This is a genomic window from Pseudomonas sp. EZ-C24, from assembly GCF_014525325.1.
In the GTDB taxonomy this organism is placed as follows: Bacteria; Pseudomonadota; Gammaproteobacteria; order Pseudomonadales; family Pseudomonadaceae; genus Aquipseudomonas; species Aquipseudomonas shirazensis.
Window position 1 is genome coordinate 70,808 of the sequence record NZ_JACDIU010000013.1, and the last position, 15,266, is coordinate 86,073.

The following is a 15,266-nucleotide window of genomic DNA, read 5'->3' on the forward strand; positions in this document are numbered from 1 at the left end:
ATGAACGCACACGACCTGCTGTGGGGCATGGCCCCGGACCATTTGCCTGCAGACGCCCCCGCGTGGGCGCGGCAGATGCTGCTGGCCGGTCAGCCGGTGGTGGTGCGCCGCGCCGTAGCCGGTGCGGGGCGCGTGGCGGTCGGCGTGCGTGGCAGTCAGCGCGGCGAGCGTCTGGCGGCTGAAATGCCCGTCGCCTCGATCAAGCGCCGTTGCAGCCCTGAACAGCTGCGCGGCGAGGGCAGGGCAGAGCTGGCTGCGCTGCAGGCACTGCACGCTGTTACGCCGTTTATGGACAGCCTCGGCCTGTCTTGGGGGCCGACCGGAGGGGTGGGCTATCAGTTGGCGACGGGGATCGCTGTGCTGCACCACGGCAGCGATCTGGACCTGGTTTTGCGCACGCCCGCAGCCTTGACTCGCGTCGATGCGAAAGCGCTGTATCAGGTGTTGTGCGCTGCACCGTGCCGTATCGACCTGCAGCTGGAAACACCCTTCGGCGCCGTCGCGTTGGCTGAATGGGCCGGCGCTTCAAAGCGGGTGCTGCTCAAAAGCCGCCACGGTGCATGCCTGGTCAGCGACCCGTGGTCAGTATTGGAACTGTCGGCATGAGCAGCTTGTTTGCCTTCCCCGGCCAAGGCGCGCAACGGCCCGGCATGCTCCAGCAATTGCCGGATGCGGCCGTGGTGCGTGCCTGCGTGGAGGAGGCCAGCGACGTGCTGCAGCAGCCGGTGTTGCAGCTCGACACGGCGCAGTCGCTGGCGTCTACCCGTGCGGTGCAACTGTGTCTGCTGGTGGCCGGTGTCGCCCATGCGCGCTGGTTGCTGGAGCGCAGCCCGGCGCCGGACTACGTTGCCGGTCTGTCGATCGGCGCTTACCCAGCGGCAGTCATAGCCGGGGCTTTGACCTTCGCCGATGCCCTGCGGCTAGTGGCGTTGCGCGGCGAACTGATGCAACAGGCCTATCCCGAGGGCTACGGCATGACCGCGATCATCGGGCTTGATCAAGGCACTGTCGAACGACTGCTTCAAGACTCGGCGCAGCCGCTGTACCTGGCCAACATCAATGCCGACAACCAGTTCGTGATCGCCGGCAGCGATACGGCCATGGCCGCGCTTGCCCGCCAGGCCCTGGCGCTGGGTGCCGGCGCGTGCAAGCGGCTGGCGATGAGCGTGCCGTCCCACTGTGCGCTGCTCGATGCGCCTGCCGCCGAACTGGCGGCTGCATTCGCCGAGGTGCCGCTCAAACGCCCGCAACTGGGTTACCTGAGCAGTACCAGCGCTCGCCAACTGCATGACCCAGAAGCCCTGCGCCGCGACCTGGCGCTGAACATGTGCCGCACCGTCGACTGGTACGGCACGCTGTGCAATGCCTACGAGCGCGGTGTACGGCTGCTGATCGAACTGCCCCCCGGCACCGTCCTCAGCGGCCTGGCGCGGCGTGTATTCAACTCCGGTACGGTGATCGCCTGCCAAGGCGCCCGCGCCGACACCCTGGATGCCCTGTTGCGGCGGGAGGTGAACGCCAGCGACTGACTGCCCGCATTTCGAAGAACAACAACAAAACAACTTCGATTCAACGTGAGGAAAACAACAATGATCATTTACGGTGTGGCCTTGCTGGCCATCTGCACGCTTGCCGGTGTCATCCTCGGCGACTTCCTTGGCGTTCTGCTCGGGGTCAAATCCAACGTCGGCGGGGTCGGCATTGCCATGATCCTGCTGATCTTCGCCCGCCTGTACATGCAGCGTAACGGCGGCATGAGCAAAGAGTGCGAGCTGGGCGTGGGCTTCTGGGGCGCGATGTACATCCCCATCGTGGTGGCCATGGCTGCGCAGCAAAACGTCGTCACCGCCTTGCATGGCGGCCCGGTCGCGCTGCTGGCAGCGATCGGCTCGGTCCTGCTGTGTGGCGCCACCATCGCCCTGATCAGCCGCACCCACCGGGGAGAACCGCTGGAAAAGGAGGTCGTTGAAACCTCCAGCGCAGTCGCACCGGTCGGAGGTCGCTGATATGGAAGTCATCCTCAAAGCACTTGAACACAACAGCCTGATCACTGCCTTCGCCGTAGTCGGCGCAGTGATGTGGATCTCGGTAATCCTCTCCAAGCGCCTGACCTTTGGCCGCGTGCACGGCTCGGCGATTGCCATCGTCATCGGCCTGGTGCTGGCTTGGGTGGGCGGCACCCTTACCGGCGGGCAAAAAGGCCTGGCCGACCTGACCCTGTTCTCCGGCATCGGCTTGATGGGCGGCGCCATGCTGCGCGACTTCGCTATCGTCGCCACCGCCTTTGAAGTGCAGGCCACCGAAGCACGTAAGGCCGGCATGATCGGCGCAATCGCACTGCTGTTGGGTACAGTGCTGCCGTTCGTGGTCGGTGCGGCAGTCGCCTGGAGTTTCGGCTACCGCGACGCGGTGAGTATCACCACCATCGGTGCCGGCGCCGTCACCTACATCGTCGGTCCGGTCACTGGTGCCGCGCTGGGCGCCAGTTCCGAAGTGATGGCGCTGTCGATCGCCACCGGCCTGATCAAAGCTATTCTGGTGATGGTCTTCACCCCCGTCTCGGCGCGCTGGCTGGCGCTGGACAACCCACGCTCGGCGATGGTCTTCGGCGGCCTTGCCGGTACCGTCAGCGGCGTTACCGCAGGCCTCGCGGCAACCGACCGCAGGCTGGTGCCATATGGCGCATTGACCGCAACCTTCCACACCGGACTTGGCTGTTTGATGGGGCCATCGATCCTGTACTTCTGCGTACGCGGCCTGGTCGGCTGATAGTACCTTTGACAAACGCCCCGGCCCCGAACGCCGGGGCGTTTGCGTTTCAGCCTTCGCGTTGGCGGCTGTACATCCGGCATTCGGCAACCAAGGCGAGCAGGTTCGGGTCGCGCTCGCGAGTCTTCAAGAACACCGCACCGATATGCTGCTGATGACGGTAACGCGCCTGCAGCGGGATCAGCCGAATCCGGTTCTCGTACACCGCCGAAATCCGCCCCGGCAACAGCGCATAACCCACCCCGGAACTGACCATGCTCAGCAGGGTGAAAATGTCATTCACCTGCATCGCCACATTCGGCTTGAACCCCGCCTGCTCGAATACCCGCTCGCCATCGCGGTGGGTGGCAAAGCCCTGGGTCAGGGTGATGAAGGTCGAATTGGCCAGATCCGCCAGGTCGACCTCCTGCTCCTGAGCAAATGGCGAATCGGTCGGCACCGCCAGGAAGATATCGTCCGAGAACAGCGGCAACTGCTCGCACGCCGCATCGCAGGTGCTCTCATCCAGCGAGACCAGAATCGCGTCCAGCTCGAAGTTTTTCAGGCGGTACATCAAGTCCACGTTCGAGCCCAAGGTCAGGTCGATGTTCAGCTCGCTGCGGCGCAGCTTCAAGCCCATTACCAGCAGCGGCACGGTTTTCACCGTCAGCGAATACAGCGCGCCTAGCTTGAACCGCTCCGACGAAAAGCCCGCCGCCTCGCGTGTGGCGCGGACCATCTCGGTGGTGTCCTGGATCAGCTTGCGGGCCTTCTCTTCAAGCACGTAGGCGCTCTCCAGCGGCGTCAATGTACGGCCCTCGTGCTTGAACAGTGGGCAGCGCAGGGCGTTTTCCAGGGAATGGATGGCCCGGTGCACGCTGACACTGCTGGTGTCCAGCGCGCTGGCTGCACGGGCCAGGTTACCGCTGTGCATGAAGGCGAGGAATATTTCGAGCTTCTTCAGGGTGAGCTCTTCGTCGATCTGCATGTGGGCCTCGGGAGCGGTGGGGCGGTTTTCAGTTGCTGCTGACGAGCGAGGGGTAGGGCGGGATCAGGATAGGGCGTTGGAGCTTGGGCGGCAATTTGTATTCAGGGTGGGTGAACAGTGGTGGGTTGTGGATGGCCTCGGCAGCTATTGCGGTGTGGTTTTGCGTGCAGAGGCCGTGGGCAAACTACTCTTTGGGGAGTCGTGTGCGGCGACGACCGTATAGTTTTTTCTTGCGCGACGGTTCGCGTGCGGGTGCCTCTTCAAAGGCTTCAGCAGGCGGCGCTGCAGCTTTGACGTTGAACAGGCGGCAGAGGATGTACCAACAGATGGCGAGTGAAAAGTTGTGGTTCCTAGCCATGACAGCCGCGGCTGAACGGCGCCGCTGACGCGGCGCCGTTCCCCTTCACTCCACCGTCTTAGGCGCAAAGCGCAATATCAAACAAGCAATCACCGCCGACAGTAGCGACCCCAGCAAAATCCCGATCTTGGCTTTATCAATCAGCTCAGCCTGCCCCGGAAACGCCAACTCACCGATAAACAGGCTCATGGTGAAACCAATCCCACAGAGCATGGCCACCCCGTAAATCTGCAACCAGCTGGCCCCCTGCGGCTTCGAAGCCAGGCCAGTCTTGACCGCCAGCAACACCCCGGCAAACACCCCAAGCTGCTTGCCCAGCAACAGCCCAAGGGCAATCGCCAGCGGCAGGGGCGCAAACACGTCGCTCCAGCTCAAGTGGGTAAACGCCACGCCGGCATTGGCAAAGCCGAACGCGGGTACGATCAGGAAACCTACCCACGGCGCAATGGCATGCTCCAGCGTCAGCAGCGGGCTCTTGGCATCGCCGGCGGTGTAAGGGATCAGCAGTGCGCCGACCACGCCAGCGATGGTCGCGTGCACGCCGGACAGCAGGGTGAAGTACCACAGGGCGGCGACGCCGATCATGTATGGCCACAGGCTGACCACGCGCAGGCGGTTCAAGCCCAGCAGCAGGGCGACGATAGCGCCGGCGCCGGCGAGGGCGATGAGGTTGATCGAGGAGGTATAGAACAGCGCGATGATCGCTACTGCGCCCATGTCGTCGATGATCGCCACCGATACCAGCATCACTTTCAGCGACAGCGGTGCGTGCTTGCCGAGCAGCGCCAGGGCGCCGACGGCAAAGGCGATGTCGGTGGCGGCGGGGATTGCCCAGCCACCGGCCAGGCCGGGCTCTACAGCGGACACCTTGAGGTAGATCAGCGCTGGCACTGCCATGCCCATCAGCGCTGGCAGCGCTGGCAGCCGGCGTTGCTCCCAGGTGGCCAGGCGGCCGTCGACCATCTCGCGCTTGATCTCCAGGCCAACCATCAGGAAGAAGATCGCCATCAGGCCGTCGTTGATCCACAGGTGCACGGTCATCGGCCCGAGCTTGTCCGTGAAGGTGGGGCCGAGGGGCAGGTGCAGCAGGTGTTGGTAGGCCGCAGCCCATGGGCTGTTGGCGACGATGATGGCCACTACTGCGGCAAGCATCAGCACCACGCCGCCTGCGGCTTCGCTGGCGAGCAGGCGCTGCAGCAATGGGCGCCGCTGGGCGTTGTTCAGAGAAACGGTCATGCGAGGTCCTCGTTCATGGATTCGCCCTGGATGCTGCAGGCATTGGCCGAACGACGGCCATGGCAAAGCGCTGGCACCGAATGGGCCACTGCAACAATAGGCGAGAAGAAGGGAAGGGGATGCAGCGAGCACGTACCCGGCAAAAAACGCGGAAACGGCATACGCCAAAGGAATAGCAAGGCTGCGTGCAACATGGATGGACTCTCGGAAAACAAATGAATGTTCTCCGTATTCGGGATAGCTCCCGGGCGCACGCAGCACACGCCAGGCGGCGAATTATACAGAGTTGGCAGTCAAGGTGGGCGAGGGGTCTGCATCGAAATGTTGCAATGGGGAGCCGCGCTCGAGCATCAGCCCATTGCGGGCGTCTGCTCGAGCGCGGTCAGGCGTTAGCCGCCGATGGCCGCAGTCGACCCTTGCAGCTGCCAGCGGCTGCGCAGCGACTGCAGTGCATCATCAAGGATCGAGATGCCGCTCTGCTCGCGTGCGATGCGCTCCTGGCGGAAGCTGTCGTCCAGTACCGTCAGCAGGCTCTGGCTGCGGCTGCTCGAGCTTGGCGTGGTCACGTCATCGGTCAGGTCGCCATTCACATAAGTACGCACCCGCTCGCTCTGGCTGGCGGATTGCGAGGCGCTGGCTTCGACCAGGCGGCCTTTGTCGAAGGCCAGGCGCGTGCTGCTGCTGGCCTGGTCGTTGATCTCGTGATAGCGGTAGTTCTGCGATTCGCGGTCCAGCCCTAGCTGCATGTTGGTCAGCGGGTTGAGGCCCAGGTGGTAACCCGCTTTCAGTGCGCTCTGCTGATCCTGCTGCACCGAGCGGGTCAGCTGGCCGCCACCTGTAATGCTGGTCGATTGCGACGCGCGGTAATCGAAGCGGTCGGATTCTTCCAGGCGCATCGGGTTGCTCTGCTGCGAGGTCTGGCTGATCGAGGCATTGAAGTCGGCCAGGCCGCTGAGCAGGGCGCGGTCGCTGGCGCTCTGCAACGAGCCACGCTCGGTCACCGCCTGCTTGCCGTCATCGACGGCGTTGAGCTGGGTGAAGGCGTCCTTGAACAGGTTCATCAGGTTCTCATCGCCTTTACCGCGCTTTTGCGCGGCGTCGAACTGGCTCAGGTAATTGCTGATGGCGGCCTGGCGCTGGCTGCTACTGCCCAGCTTGGCAGCGTCCGGCGTGTCGAGGTTCATCTGTACGCGCCCGGAGGGGCCGTCCAGTGTCAGGTTGCGCGACTGCTCGTTGACGCTGAGGTCAAAGGTCTGTGGTTCGCCGTTGACGTCCAGCTTGGCGTTCAGTTGCAGGCCGCTGAACAGCGTCGTGTCAAACTTGACCAGGTTACCGAGCTGCAAGCGCGGTGGCACCTGGGTCAGGCCGTCGAGCGCCGATTGGAAGTCGTCGGCCATTGCCGCCAGGCCTTGGAGTTCTTCGTCGTTCAGTTCACCGCCAAGCACCTCGGCGCTCACGGCCAGGCCTTGTGCGCTGCTCGCCAGGGAGAGGTTGACGGTCGCTCCGGAGGCCGTGGTCAGGCTGAATGTCACCCCATTGGTGGGGTGCGAGCGCAGGTTGGCCAGCTGCAATTGCAGGGCAGCCTCATTGGGCTGCTCGCCGCTGGCGATGGTCATGATGGACTGCGAAACGGCCTTGCCGCCATTGCCTGCCAATTGCTCCAGCAGCGCGGCGCCGATGTTCTGGAAGCGGCCACCATTGGACGACGACTGGATGCTGTTCTTCAGGGCAATGCTGAGCTTGTCCGATCCTTCCCGCTCCCAGACGTGGCGCACCTGCGGGCCAGCCAGAGTACCGTTGGCCAGCGTACCGTTGGCGGTGTAGGTCGGGTCGGGGGTAGCGTCCACCGCCTGGCCGAGGCTGACCGAAGTGCTTGGCGAGGTCAGGGGTTGGCTGGCTTGGGCAACCGCCTGCACTTGAACAGGAGGCGGAGCGTTGTAGATTGGGGTTAGGCGCTGCGCAGCAGTTATCGCATTCATGGTCGGCTTCCGTGCAGATCTAGGGTCTAACCCAAGGTATCGGCACGGTCAGGCAAAACCTTAGCGTTCATGCAGGTATTGGCGGGGCTGCGCCAGCCAGAAACAAATCAGCCCGCCAAAGGGCGGGCTGATTGCTCAAGCACAGACGATCAGCGGCGGCGGAACAGCGGCAGCGGTTCGTCGGTCGCGGCCTGGTAGGTCACCGAAAAATCTTTCAAGCCTTCCAGGGCATCGACGGGGTCTTTGTCAGCGCGAATGGCAAATGCATCGAAGCCGCAGCGCGCCAGGTAGAACAGCTGGTCACGCAGGACATCGCCGATTGCGCGCAGCTCACCCTTGAACTGATAGCGATCACGCAGCAGGCGCGCATTGGAGTAGTTGCGCCCGTCGGTGAAGGCCGGGAAGTTCAGGGCGATTACCTGGAAATGCGCAACGTCGTCACCGATTTCTTCAGCTTCTTCGTCGCTGTCCAGCCATACGCCAAGGCCGCCATCGCGGGCCTTGAGCGCATGGGCGTGATCGCGCCAGAGTTGCAGCGGCACGATGTAGTCGTCGCAGTTGGTCAGTTCGTCGAACGAGGCATCCTTGGGCAGCAAGTGCCAGGTTTCGTCGACCAGCTGGTTGTTCTTAATGATTCGCTGCATAGACGCGCTCCTTGAAGGGGTCGATGCCAATACGTTGGTAGGTGTCGATGAAGCGCTCTTCTTCGGTACGTTGTTCAACGTAGACGTCGATCAGCTTCTCGATCACATCGGCCATCTGGTCCTGAGCGAACGATGGGCCGAGGATCTTGCCCAGGCTCGCGTCACGGGCGGCGTTGCCACCCAGCGAGACCTGGTAGAACTCCTCGCCCTTCTTGTCGACACCAAGGATGCCGATGTGGCCGACGTGGTGGTGACCGCAGGCGTTCATGCAACCAGAGATGTTCAGGTCCAGCTCACCGATGTCGAACAGGTAGTCGAGGTCGTCGAAGCGACGCTGAATCGACTCTGCAATCGGGATCGACTTGGCGTTCGCCAGCGAGCAGTAGTCACCACCCGGGCAGCAGATGATGTCGGTCAGCAGGCCGATGTTCGGCGTGGCGAAGCCGCTTTCGCGCAGCTCTTGCCAGAGCGTGTGCAGCTGACGCTGCTCGACATCGGCAAGGATGATGTTCTGCTCGTGCGAGGTCCGCAGGAAACCGAAGCTGTAGCGCTCGGCCAGATCGGCAACGGCGTCCAGCTGCTTGTCGGTGAGGTCGCCCGGGGCAACCCCGGTCGGCTTCAGCGACAGGGTCACGGCCACATAGCCTGGGCGCTTGTGCGCACGGGTGTTGCGCGAACGCCAGCGGGCGAAGCCTGGGAACTCCTGGTCGAGCTCGGCGTAGTCGACGTTGTCCAGCGCCTGGTAGGCCGGGTCGACGAAGTGGCGCGAAACGCGCTCGATCTCGGCTTCGGTCAGGGTCGTGTTGCCACCGCGCAGGTGGGCCATTTCGGCTTCGACCTTTTCCGCGAACACTTGCGGGGTCAGGGCCTTGACCAGGATCTTGATCCGCGCCTTGTACTTGTTGTCACGACGACCGTAACGGTTGTACACGCGCAGGATCGCGTCGAGGTAGCTGATCAGGTCCTGCCACGGCAGGAACTCGTTGATGAACGAGCCGACCACCGGGGTACGCCCCAGGCCGCCGCCGACCAACACGCGGAAGCCCAGTTCGCCGGCTTCGTTGTGCACCGGCTCAAGGCCGATATCGTGCACTTCGATGGCCGCGCGGTCGTCCTTCGAGCCGTTCACGGCAATCTTGAACTTGCGCGGCAGGTAGGCGAATTCGGGGTGGAAGGTGGTCCACTGACGGATGATCTCGCACCATGGGCGCGGATCGATCAGCTCGTCGGCGGCGACGCCGGCAAACTGGTCGGTGGTGGTGTTGCGCAGGCAGTTGCCGCTGGTCTGGATCGCGTGCATCTGCACGGTGGCCAGCTCGGCAAGGATGTCCGGGATGTCTTCCAGCGCCGGCCAGTTGTACTGGACGTTCTGCCGGGTACTGATGTGCGCATAGCCCTTGTCGTAGTCGCGGGCGATCTTCGCCAGCACACGCACTTGCGTCGAGTTGAGTTGGCCGTAAGGCACGGCCACCCGCAACATCGGGGCGAAACGTTGGACATACAGGCCGTTCTGCAGGCGCAGAGGGCGGAATTCTTCTTCGCTCAGTTCACCGGCCAGATAGCGGCGGGTCTGATCACGGAACTGCTTGACGCGGTCCTCGATGATCCGCTGATCGTACTCGTCGTATACGTACATAAAAGTCCTGTCTCAGGCTGCATGCAGCTAATCGCGCGCACGGCCGCGCACTCCGGTTCGGAGCCGGGGAACGATATCAGGTTGCATTTATGCGCTAAAGTGATGTTTTTGCATATGAAAAGAACTAAACGGACTAAGTGAGACTGACTGGCATTTATTCCAGGCGTCTGCGCTGGGTATAATCCGCGCTTTGCTCCACAGAGATGCACCCATGTTCAAAGCGCTGTGCCAGAGTCTGTGCCTGTTTCTGCCGTTATCGGCCGGTGCGCAGGCGGCGTCCGTGGTGTTTCTCAACCCGGGTCATGCCAACGAGAACTTCTGGGTGGGATACACGCGCTTCATGCAGGCCGCCGCTGACGATCTCGGCATGCAGCTGCGGGTGGAATACAGCGAGCGCCGCGCCGATCTGGTGTTGAGCCAGGCGCGGGCTATCTTGAGCGGGCCGCAGCGCCCCGACTATCTGGTGCTGGTCAACGAGCTGTATGTCGCTCCGGAGATCATTCGCCTGTCCCGCGACAGCGGCGTGCAGCTGTTTCTGGTCAACAACGGCCTGACCGATAACCAGCTCGAGAGCGTCCGGGCACAACCGGACAAATACCCGCCAGTGCTGGGCACGCTGACCAGTAACGATGAGCAGGCCGGTTACCAGATGCTGCGCGAGATGGTCGCGAAGTTGCCGCCATCGGACGAGCCGATCGACCTGCTGGCATTTGCCGGCGTCAAGACCACCCCAGCCTCGCAACTCCGCGAGCATGGCATGCGCCGGGCCTTGGCCGATCACCCGCAGGTGCGCTTGCGCCAGGTGGTATACGGCGGCTGGAACCGCGAGCGCGCGTTCGAGCAAGCGCAGCTGCTGCTCGAGCGCTATCCGCAAGCGCAGTTGGTGTGGTCGGCCAATGACGAAATGGCTTTTGGAGCGATGCAGGCGTTCGAGGCAGCGGGGCGCAAACCTGGCGTCGATGTGCTGTTCGGTGCGGTCAACAGCTCGCCTGAAGCGCTGCGCGCGCGTATCGACGGGCGCCTCAGCGTATTGATGGGCGGCCATTTCACTGTCGGCGGCTGGGCCATGGTCATGCTGCATGACCACGCCCAGGGCATCGCCATCAATCGCGACGGTGGCGGCGAATACAGCTTGCCGGTGCTGCAGTCAATCGATCAGGCCAAGGCGCGGCGCTGGCTGGCCCTGCAGGAGGGCGACGATTATGGTCTGGACTTCCACCGTTTCAGCGCCGAAGGGCGACCAGCCGATTATCGTTACCCGTTTCTGACGTCACCGGTCGACTATTGAAAGACCCTGCTTGAATCAAGGGCATTGCTCGACTTAACTGCTGATGGTGTATGTGCATTCCCATAACCACTACAAGAGGCAATGCAATGGGTAACTCCACCAAGCTGCGCAAAAGCGACAGCAGTGTCGATGCCTGGGCGATCCTGTGTCTGATCGTGCTGGTCGTCGTTACTGCGGTGTACTGGGTCAGCCATCAGTAGCGCATCACTGCTGTCGACCGTGATTGCAACCTGAACCGCCCGTGGCAGGCACCGCCACGGGCGGCTTGCCTTTCAACGGGCGGTCAGGTGCATGGCCAGTTGCACCAGGCCAATCAGCACCAGTACGAATACCAGCGTGAACAGCACGCCCAGGGCGATGAAATGGCTGGCCTTGCCATGAGTGAAGTCGCGAGCGCGGTTCTTGCCGCTCTGCACGCCCAGGGCAGCGGCAAGCACGCTGTGCAGCATCTGCCAGAAGGTCGGCGGTTTGCCTTGGCTGGGGTCGTCCATGCTGGCCTCCTGTAGGTAGCGCAGGCGATCAGTGCACAGTGTAGACCTTCAGCAGGCAGGGGCCGCGCAGCAGCCCCTGGCACGCTTTAGTTGTCGTAACCCAGATTAGGTGCCAACCAGCGCTCGGTGACATTCAGCGCCTGGCCTTTGCGCTCGCTGTAGCGCTCGACCTGGTCCTTGTCGATCTTGCCCACGGCAAAGTACTGCGCCTTGGGGTGGGCAAAGTACCAACCGCTGACCGCTGCCGCCGGGAACATCGCGAAGTGCTCGGTAAGGAACACACCACTCTGGCCGGTCTCGCCAATGGCCGTGCCGTCGAGCAGGCGGAACAGGGTTTCCTTCTCGGTGTGGTCTGGGCACGCTGGGTAGCCCGGGGCAGGGCGGATACCGCTGTACTGCTCCTTGATCAGCGCATCGTTGTCCAAGTGCTCATCACGGGCATAACCCCAATAGTCCTTGCGCACCTGCTCGTGCAGCCACTCGGCGCAGGCCTCGGCGAGGCGGTCGGCGAGCGCCTTGACCATGATCGAGCTGTAGTCGTCGCCCTTGTCCTGATAAGCCTTGGCCACTTCCTCGGCGCCGATGCCGGCGGTAGTGATGAAGCCGCCGATATAGTCGCTGACGCCGCTGTCCTTCGGTGCCACAAAGTCGGCCAGCGACAGGTTGGGCTTGCCGTCGGGCTTGATCGTCTGCTGGCGCAGGTGGTGCAGTTTGGCCAGCGGTTGGCCATCGGCGCCGTACACTTCGATGTCGTCGTCGGCGACCTGGTTGGCCGGCCAGAAGCCGAACACCGCACGCGCGCTGATCAGCTTCTCGTCCATCAGTTTGTCGAGCATCTCGCGGGCATCCTGATACAGCGCGGTAGCCGCTTCGCCGACCACTTCGTCGGTGAGGATGCGCGGGAACTTGCCGGCCAGGTCCCAGGAGATGAAGAACGGGGTCCAGTCGATGTACTCGGCCAGGGTCCGCAGGTCGATGTCTTCCAGCACCTTGACGCCGGTGAAGGAGGGCACTGCCGGGGTGTACTCGGCCCAGTCGTATTTGGGCTTGGCAGCAATCGCCTGGGCGTAGCTGAGGCGTTCGGTGCGGGCACTGCGGTTGGCGGTGCGTTCACGGACTTCGATGTAGTCCAGGCGAGTGCGCTCGACGAACTCCGGCTTGAGCTCCTTGGACAGCAACTGGGTGGCCACGCCGACCGCACGCGAGGCGTCGGTCACGTAGATCACCGCGTCGTTGGAGTACTTGGGCTCGATCTTCACAGCGGTGTGCGCCTTGGAGGTGGTCGCGCCACCGATCATCAGCGGCAGGTGGAAGTCCTGGCGCTGCATTTCGCGGGCGACATGGACCATTTCGTCCAGCGACGGCGTGATCAGCCCGGACAGGCCAATGATGTCGCACTTCTGCTCGCGGGCGGTCTGCAGGATTTTCTCGGCCGGGACCATCACGCCCATGTCGACGATGTCATAGCCGTTGCAACCGAGCACCACGCCGACGATGTTCTTGCCGATGTCGTGCACGTCGCCCTTGACCGTGGCCATGAGGATCTTGCCCTTGGCTTCGGGCTTGTCGCCTTTTTCCGCTTCGATGAACGGGATCAGGTGGGCCACCGCCTGCTTCATGACGCGGGCCGACTTGACCACCTGTGGCAGGAACATCTTGCCCGCGCCGAACAGGTCGCCGACCACGTTCATGCCGCTCATCAGCGGCCCTTCGATAACCTCGATCGGGCGCGTCGCCAGCTGCCGGCATTCTTCGGTGTCTTCGACGATGAACGCAGTGATGCCTTTGACCAGTGCGTGTTCGAGGCGCTTGCCGACCGGCAGCGAGCGCCACTCTTCGTTCTCGACCTCTTTGGTGGCGCCGCCGCCCTTGTAGTCGTCGGCAATCGCCAGCAACGCGTCGGTGCCTTCGGGGGTGCGGTTGAGCACCACGTCCTCGACCTTCTCACGCAGCGCAGGCGGGATCTCGTCGTAGATCTCCAGCTGGCCGGCGTTGACGATACCCATGGTCAGGCCATTCTGGATCGCGTGGTAGAGGAACACCGAGTGAATCGCCTCACGCACCGGGTTGTTGCCACGGAACGAGAACGATACGTTGGAGACGCCGCCACTGGTCAGTGCGTGGGGCAGATGATCGCGAATGAAGGCACAGGCCTCGATGAAGTCGACGGCATAGTTGTTGTGCTCTTCGATGCCGGTGGCAACGGCGAAGATGTTCGGGTCGAAGATGATGTCTTCAGCTGGGAAGCCCACTTCGTTGACCAGAATGTCGTAGCTGCGCTGGCAGATTTCGCGCTTGCGCGCCGCTGTGTCGGCCTGGCCCAGTTCGTCGAAGGCCATTACCACTACCGCTGCGCCATAGCGCTTGCAGAGGCGGGCGTGATGTTTGAAGGCATCTACACCTTCTTTCATCGAGATCGAGTTGACGATGCCCTTGCCCTGGATGCACTTGAGGCCGGCTTCGATCACTTCCCACTTGGACGAGTCGATCATGATCGGCACGCGCGAGATGTCCGGTTCACCGGCAATCAGGTTGAGGAAGCGGACCATGGCAGCCTGGGAGTCGAGCATCCCTTCGTCCATGTTGATGTCGATCACCTGCGCGCCGGCTTCAACCTGCTGCAGGGCGACTTCCAGCGCCTCGGTGTAGTTCTCTTCGCGGATCAGCCGGGCGAACTTGGCCGAACCGGTAATGTTGGTGCGCTCGCCGACGTTGACGAACAACGACTGGCGGTCGATGGTGAATGGTTCCAAGCCCGACAGCCGGCAGGCCTTGGCGATCTCCGGGATGACCCGCGGCGGGTACTTGGCCACGGCCTCGGCAATCGCCTGAATGTGCCCTGGGGTGGTGCCGCAGCAACCGCCGATGATATTGAGAAAGCCGCTGGCGGCAAATTCTTCGACCACTTCGGCCATTTCTGCCGGGGTTTCGTCGTATTCGCCAAAGGCATTCGGCAAGCCGGCGTTGGGGTGCGCAGAAACGTGGGTGTCGGCTTTGGTCGACAGCTCTTCCAGGTACGGGCGCAGGTCTTTGGCGCCGAGGGCGCAGTTGAGGCCGACCGAAATGGGCTTGGCGTGACGCACCGAGTTCCAGAAGGCTTCGGTGGTCTGCCCGGACAAGGTCCGCCCGGAGGCGTCGGTGATGGTCCCGGAGATCATGATCGGCAGCTCGATGCCGTCGTCTTCGAACACCTGCTGCACGGCGAAGATGGCCGCCTTGGCGTTGAGGGTGTCGAAAATGGTTTCGATCAGGATCAGGTCGGCGCCCCCGGCAATCAGCCCGCGGGTCGACTCGATGTAGTTTTCTACCAGCTCGTCGAAGGTGACGTTGCGATAGCCCGGGTCGTTGACGTCGGGCGAAATCGAGCAGGTGCGGCTGGTCGGGCCGAGCACGCCGGCGACGAAGCGCGGCTTGTCTGGCGTCTCCAGGGTTTTTGCGTCGGCCACCTGGCGGGCAATACGCGCGCCTTCCAGGTTCATCTCATAGGCCAGCGCTTCCATGCCGTAGTCGGCCTGGGAAATCTGCGTGGCGTTGAACGTGTTGGTTTCGAGGATATCGGCGCCAGCGTCGAGGTAGGCTTTCTCGATCGCGGCAATGATATCGGGCTGGGTCAGCAGCAAAAGATCGTTATTGCCCTTGATGTCACTTGGCCAATCGGCAAAGCGCGTGCCACGATAGTCGTGTTCCTCGAGACGATAGCTTTGGATCATAGTGCCCATGCCTCCGTCGAGGATCAGTATGCGCTCCTTGAGTGCGTGCTGGAGTGCTTGGAGACGAGCGCTACGGTCGGACATAGGACTACCTGGTCGGGCGAAAAACAGAAGGTGCGGAATGATAGCAAAGCTGCGCGGTTTTTAGGTGCGTAGGGCTTTTGCATGAATTTCTCTCATGTTTACGC

The 15,266-nt window shown here is 62.8% G+C and carries 12 protein-coding genes; 5 read left to right on the forward strand and 7 right to left on the reverse strand.

Annotated features, from left to right (window positions below):
* From IDM28_RS08590 to madM, 4 genes are read left to right on the forward strand one after another with little or no spacing between them, the layout of a single operon-like run.
* Window positions 1–606 carry a malonate decarboxylase holo-ACP synthase gene (locus IDM28_RS08590; protein WP_188035712.1) on the forward strand — a complete coding sequence of 202 codons (606 nt, stop codon included), beginning with the start codon at window positions 1–3 and terminating at the stop codon, window positions 604–606.
* On the forward strand, window positions 603–1,529 hold the full coding sequence (mdcH, locus tag IDM28_RS08595; protein ID WP_150569603.1) for a malonate decarboxylase subunit epsilon: 927 nt from the start codon (window positions 603–605) through the stop codon (window positions 1,527–1,529). Before IDM28_RS08590 ends, mdcH begins: the two co-directional genes overlap by 4 nt.
* Window positions 1,530–1,589: 60 nt before the next feature.
* Window positions 1,590–2,006 carry a malonate transporter subunit MadL gene (gene madL, locus IDM28_RS08600; protein WP_101318463.1) on the forward strand — a complete coding sequence of 139 codons (417 nt, stop codon included), beginning with the start codon at window positions 1,590–1,592 and terminating at the stop codon, window positions 2,004–2,006.
* A gap of 1 nt (window position 2,007) precedes the next feature.
* Complete coding sequence (madM, locus tag IDM28_RS08605) at window positions 2,008–2,769, forward strand: malonate transporter subunit MadM (RefSeq protein WP_101318465.1); 762 nt, start codon at window positions 2,008–2,010, stop codon at window positions 2,767–2,769.
* A 49-nt stretch (window positions 2,770–2,818) separates the two neighbouring features.
* Here madM and IDM28_RS08610 read toward each other — a convergent pair whose 3' ends face one another.
* The 5 genes from IDM28_RS08610 to IDM28_RS08630 all read right to left on the reverse strand — a co-directional run bounded on the left by IDM28_RS08610 (window position 2,819) and on the right by IDM28_RS08630 (window position 9,589).
* Window positions 2,819–3,736: a LysR substrate-binding domain-containing protein gene (locus tag IDM28_RS08610; protein ID WP_101318467.1), complete on the reverse strand. Its 918-nt coding sequence runs from the start codon at window positions 3,734–3,736 to the stop codon at window positions 2,819–2,821.
* Window positions 3,737–4,139: 403 nt separating this feature from the next.
* Window positions 4,140–5,330: a Na+/H+ antiporter NhaA gene (gene nhaA / locus IDM28_RS08615; protein WP_188035713.1), complete on the reverse strand. Its 1,191-nt coding sequence runs from the start codon at window positions 5,328–5,330 to the stop codon at window positions 4,140–4,142.
* A 389-nt stretch (window positions 5,331–5,719) separates the two neighbouring features.
* A complete protein-coding gene (locus IDM28_RS08620; protein WP_188035714.1) occupies window positions 5,720–7,309 on the reverse strand; it encodes a hypothetical protein in 1,590 nt (529 codons plus the stop codon).
* Between the two features lie 149 nt (window positions 7,310–7,458).
* On the reverse strand, window positions 7,459–7,953 hold the full coding sequence (locus IDM28_RS08625) for a DUF934 domain-containing protein (RefSeq protein WP_101318473.1): 495 nt from the start codon (window positions 7,951–7,953) through the stop codon (window positions 7,459–7,461).
* Window positions 7,937–9,589 (reverse strand): nitrite/sulfite reductase, encoded by a 1,653-nt coding sequence (locus IDM28_RS08630; RefSeq protein ID WP_101318475.1) that lies wholly within the window; start codon window positions 9,587–9,589, stop codon window positions 7,937–7,939. The genes IDM28_RS08625 and IDM28_RS08630 overlap by 17 nt, the downstream gene beginning before the upstream one ends.
* Window positions 9,590–9,800: 211 nt before the next feature.
* Between IDM28_RS08630 and IDM28_RS08635 the strand changes: the two genes are divergently transcribed.
* Window positions 9,801–10,877 (forward strand): ABC transporter substrate-binding protein, encoded by a 1,077-nt coding sequence (locus IDM28_RS08635; RefSeq protein WP_188035715.1) that lies wholly within the window; start codon window positions 9,801–9,803, stop codon window positions 10,875–10,877.
* A gap of 272 nt (window positions 10,878–11,149) precedes the next feature.
* Here IDM28_RS08635 and IDM28_RS08640 read toward each other — a convergent pair whose 3' ends face one another.
* Both IDM28_RS08640 and metH read right to left on the reverse strand, forming a co-directional pair.
* Window positions 11,150–11,368, reverse strand: a complete 219-nt coding sequence (locus IDM28_RS08640) for a DUF2970 domain-containing protein (RefSeq protein WP_101318479.1) — start codon at window positions 11,366–11,368, stop codon at window positions 11,150–11,152.
* 86 nt (window positions 11,369–11,454) lie between these two features.
* Window positions 11,455–15,162, reverse strand: a complete 3,708-nt coding sequence (metH, locus tag IDM28_RS08645) for a methionine synthase (RefSeq protein ID WP_188035716.1) — start codon at window positions 15,160–15,162, stop codon at window positions 11,455–11,457.
* Between the last annotated feature and the right edge of the window lie 104 nt (window positions 15,163–15,266).

Excerpts from the sequence above, each read along its gene's own strand:
- IDM28_RS08620 (WP_188035714.1), bottom strand. The coding sequence starts at position 7,309 with ATGAATGCGATAACTGCTGCGCAGCGCCTAACCCCAATCTACAACGCT.
- IDM28_RS08610 (WP_101318467.1), bottom strand. The coding sequence starts at position 3,736 with ATGCAGATCGACGAAGAGCTCACCCTGAAGAAGCTCGAAATATTCCTC.
- metH (WP_188035716.1), bottom strand. The coding sequence starts at position 15,162 with ATGTCCGACCGTAGCGCTCGTCTCCAAGCACTCCAGCACGCACTCAAG.
- IDM28_RS08625 (WP_101318473.1), bottom strand. The coding sequence starts at position 7,953 with ATGCAGCGAATCATTAAGAACAACCAGCTGGTCGACGAAACCTGGCAC.
- mdcH (WP_150569603.1), top strand. The coding sequence starts at position 603 with ATGAGCAGCTTGTTTGCCTTCCCCGGCCAAGGCGCGCAACGGCCCGGC.
- IDM28_RS08635 (WP_188035715.1), top strand. The coding sequence starts at position 9,801 with ATGTTCAAAGCGCTGTGCCAGAGTCTGTGCCTGTTTCTGCCGTTATCG.
- IDM28_RS08630 (WP_101318475.1), bottom strand. The coding sequence starts at position 9,589 with ATGTACGTATACGACGAGTACGATCAGCGGATCATCGAGGACCGCGTC.
- IDM28_RS08640 (WP_101318479.1), bottom strand. The coding sequence starts at position 11,368 with ATGGACGACCCCAGCCAAGGCAAACCGCCGACCTTCTGGCAGATGCTG.
- IDM28_RS08590 (WP_188035712.1), top strand. The coding sequence starts at position 1 with ATGAACGCACACGACCTGCTGTGGGGCATGGCCCCGGACCATTTGCCT.
- madM (WP_101318465.1), top strand. The coding sequence starts at position 2,008 with ATGGAAGTCATCCTCAAAGCACTTGAACACAACAGCCTGATCACTGCC.
- madL (WP_101318463.1), top strand. The coding sequence starts at position 1,590 with ATGATCATTTACGGTGTGGCCTTGCTGGCCATCTGCACGCTTGCCGGT.
- nhaA (WP_188035713.1), bottom strand. The coding sequence starts at position 5,330 with ATGACCGTTTCTCTGAACAACGCCCAGCGGCGCCCATTGCTGCAGCGC.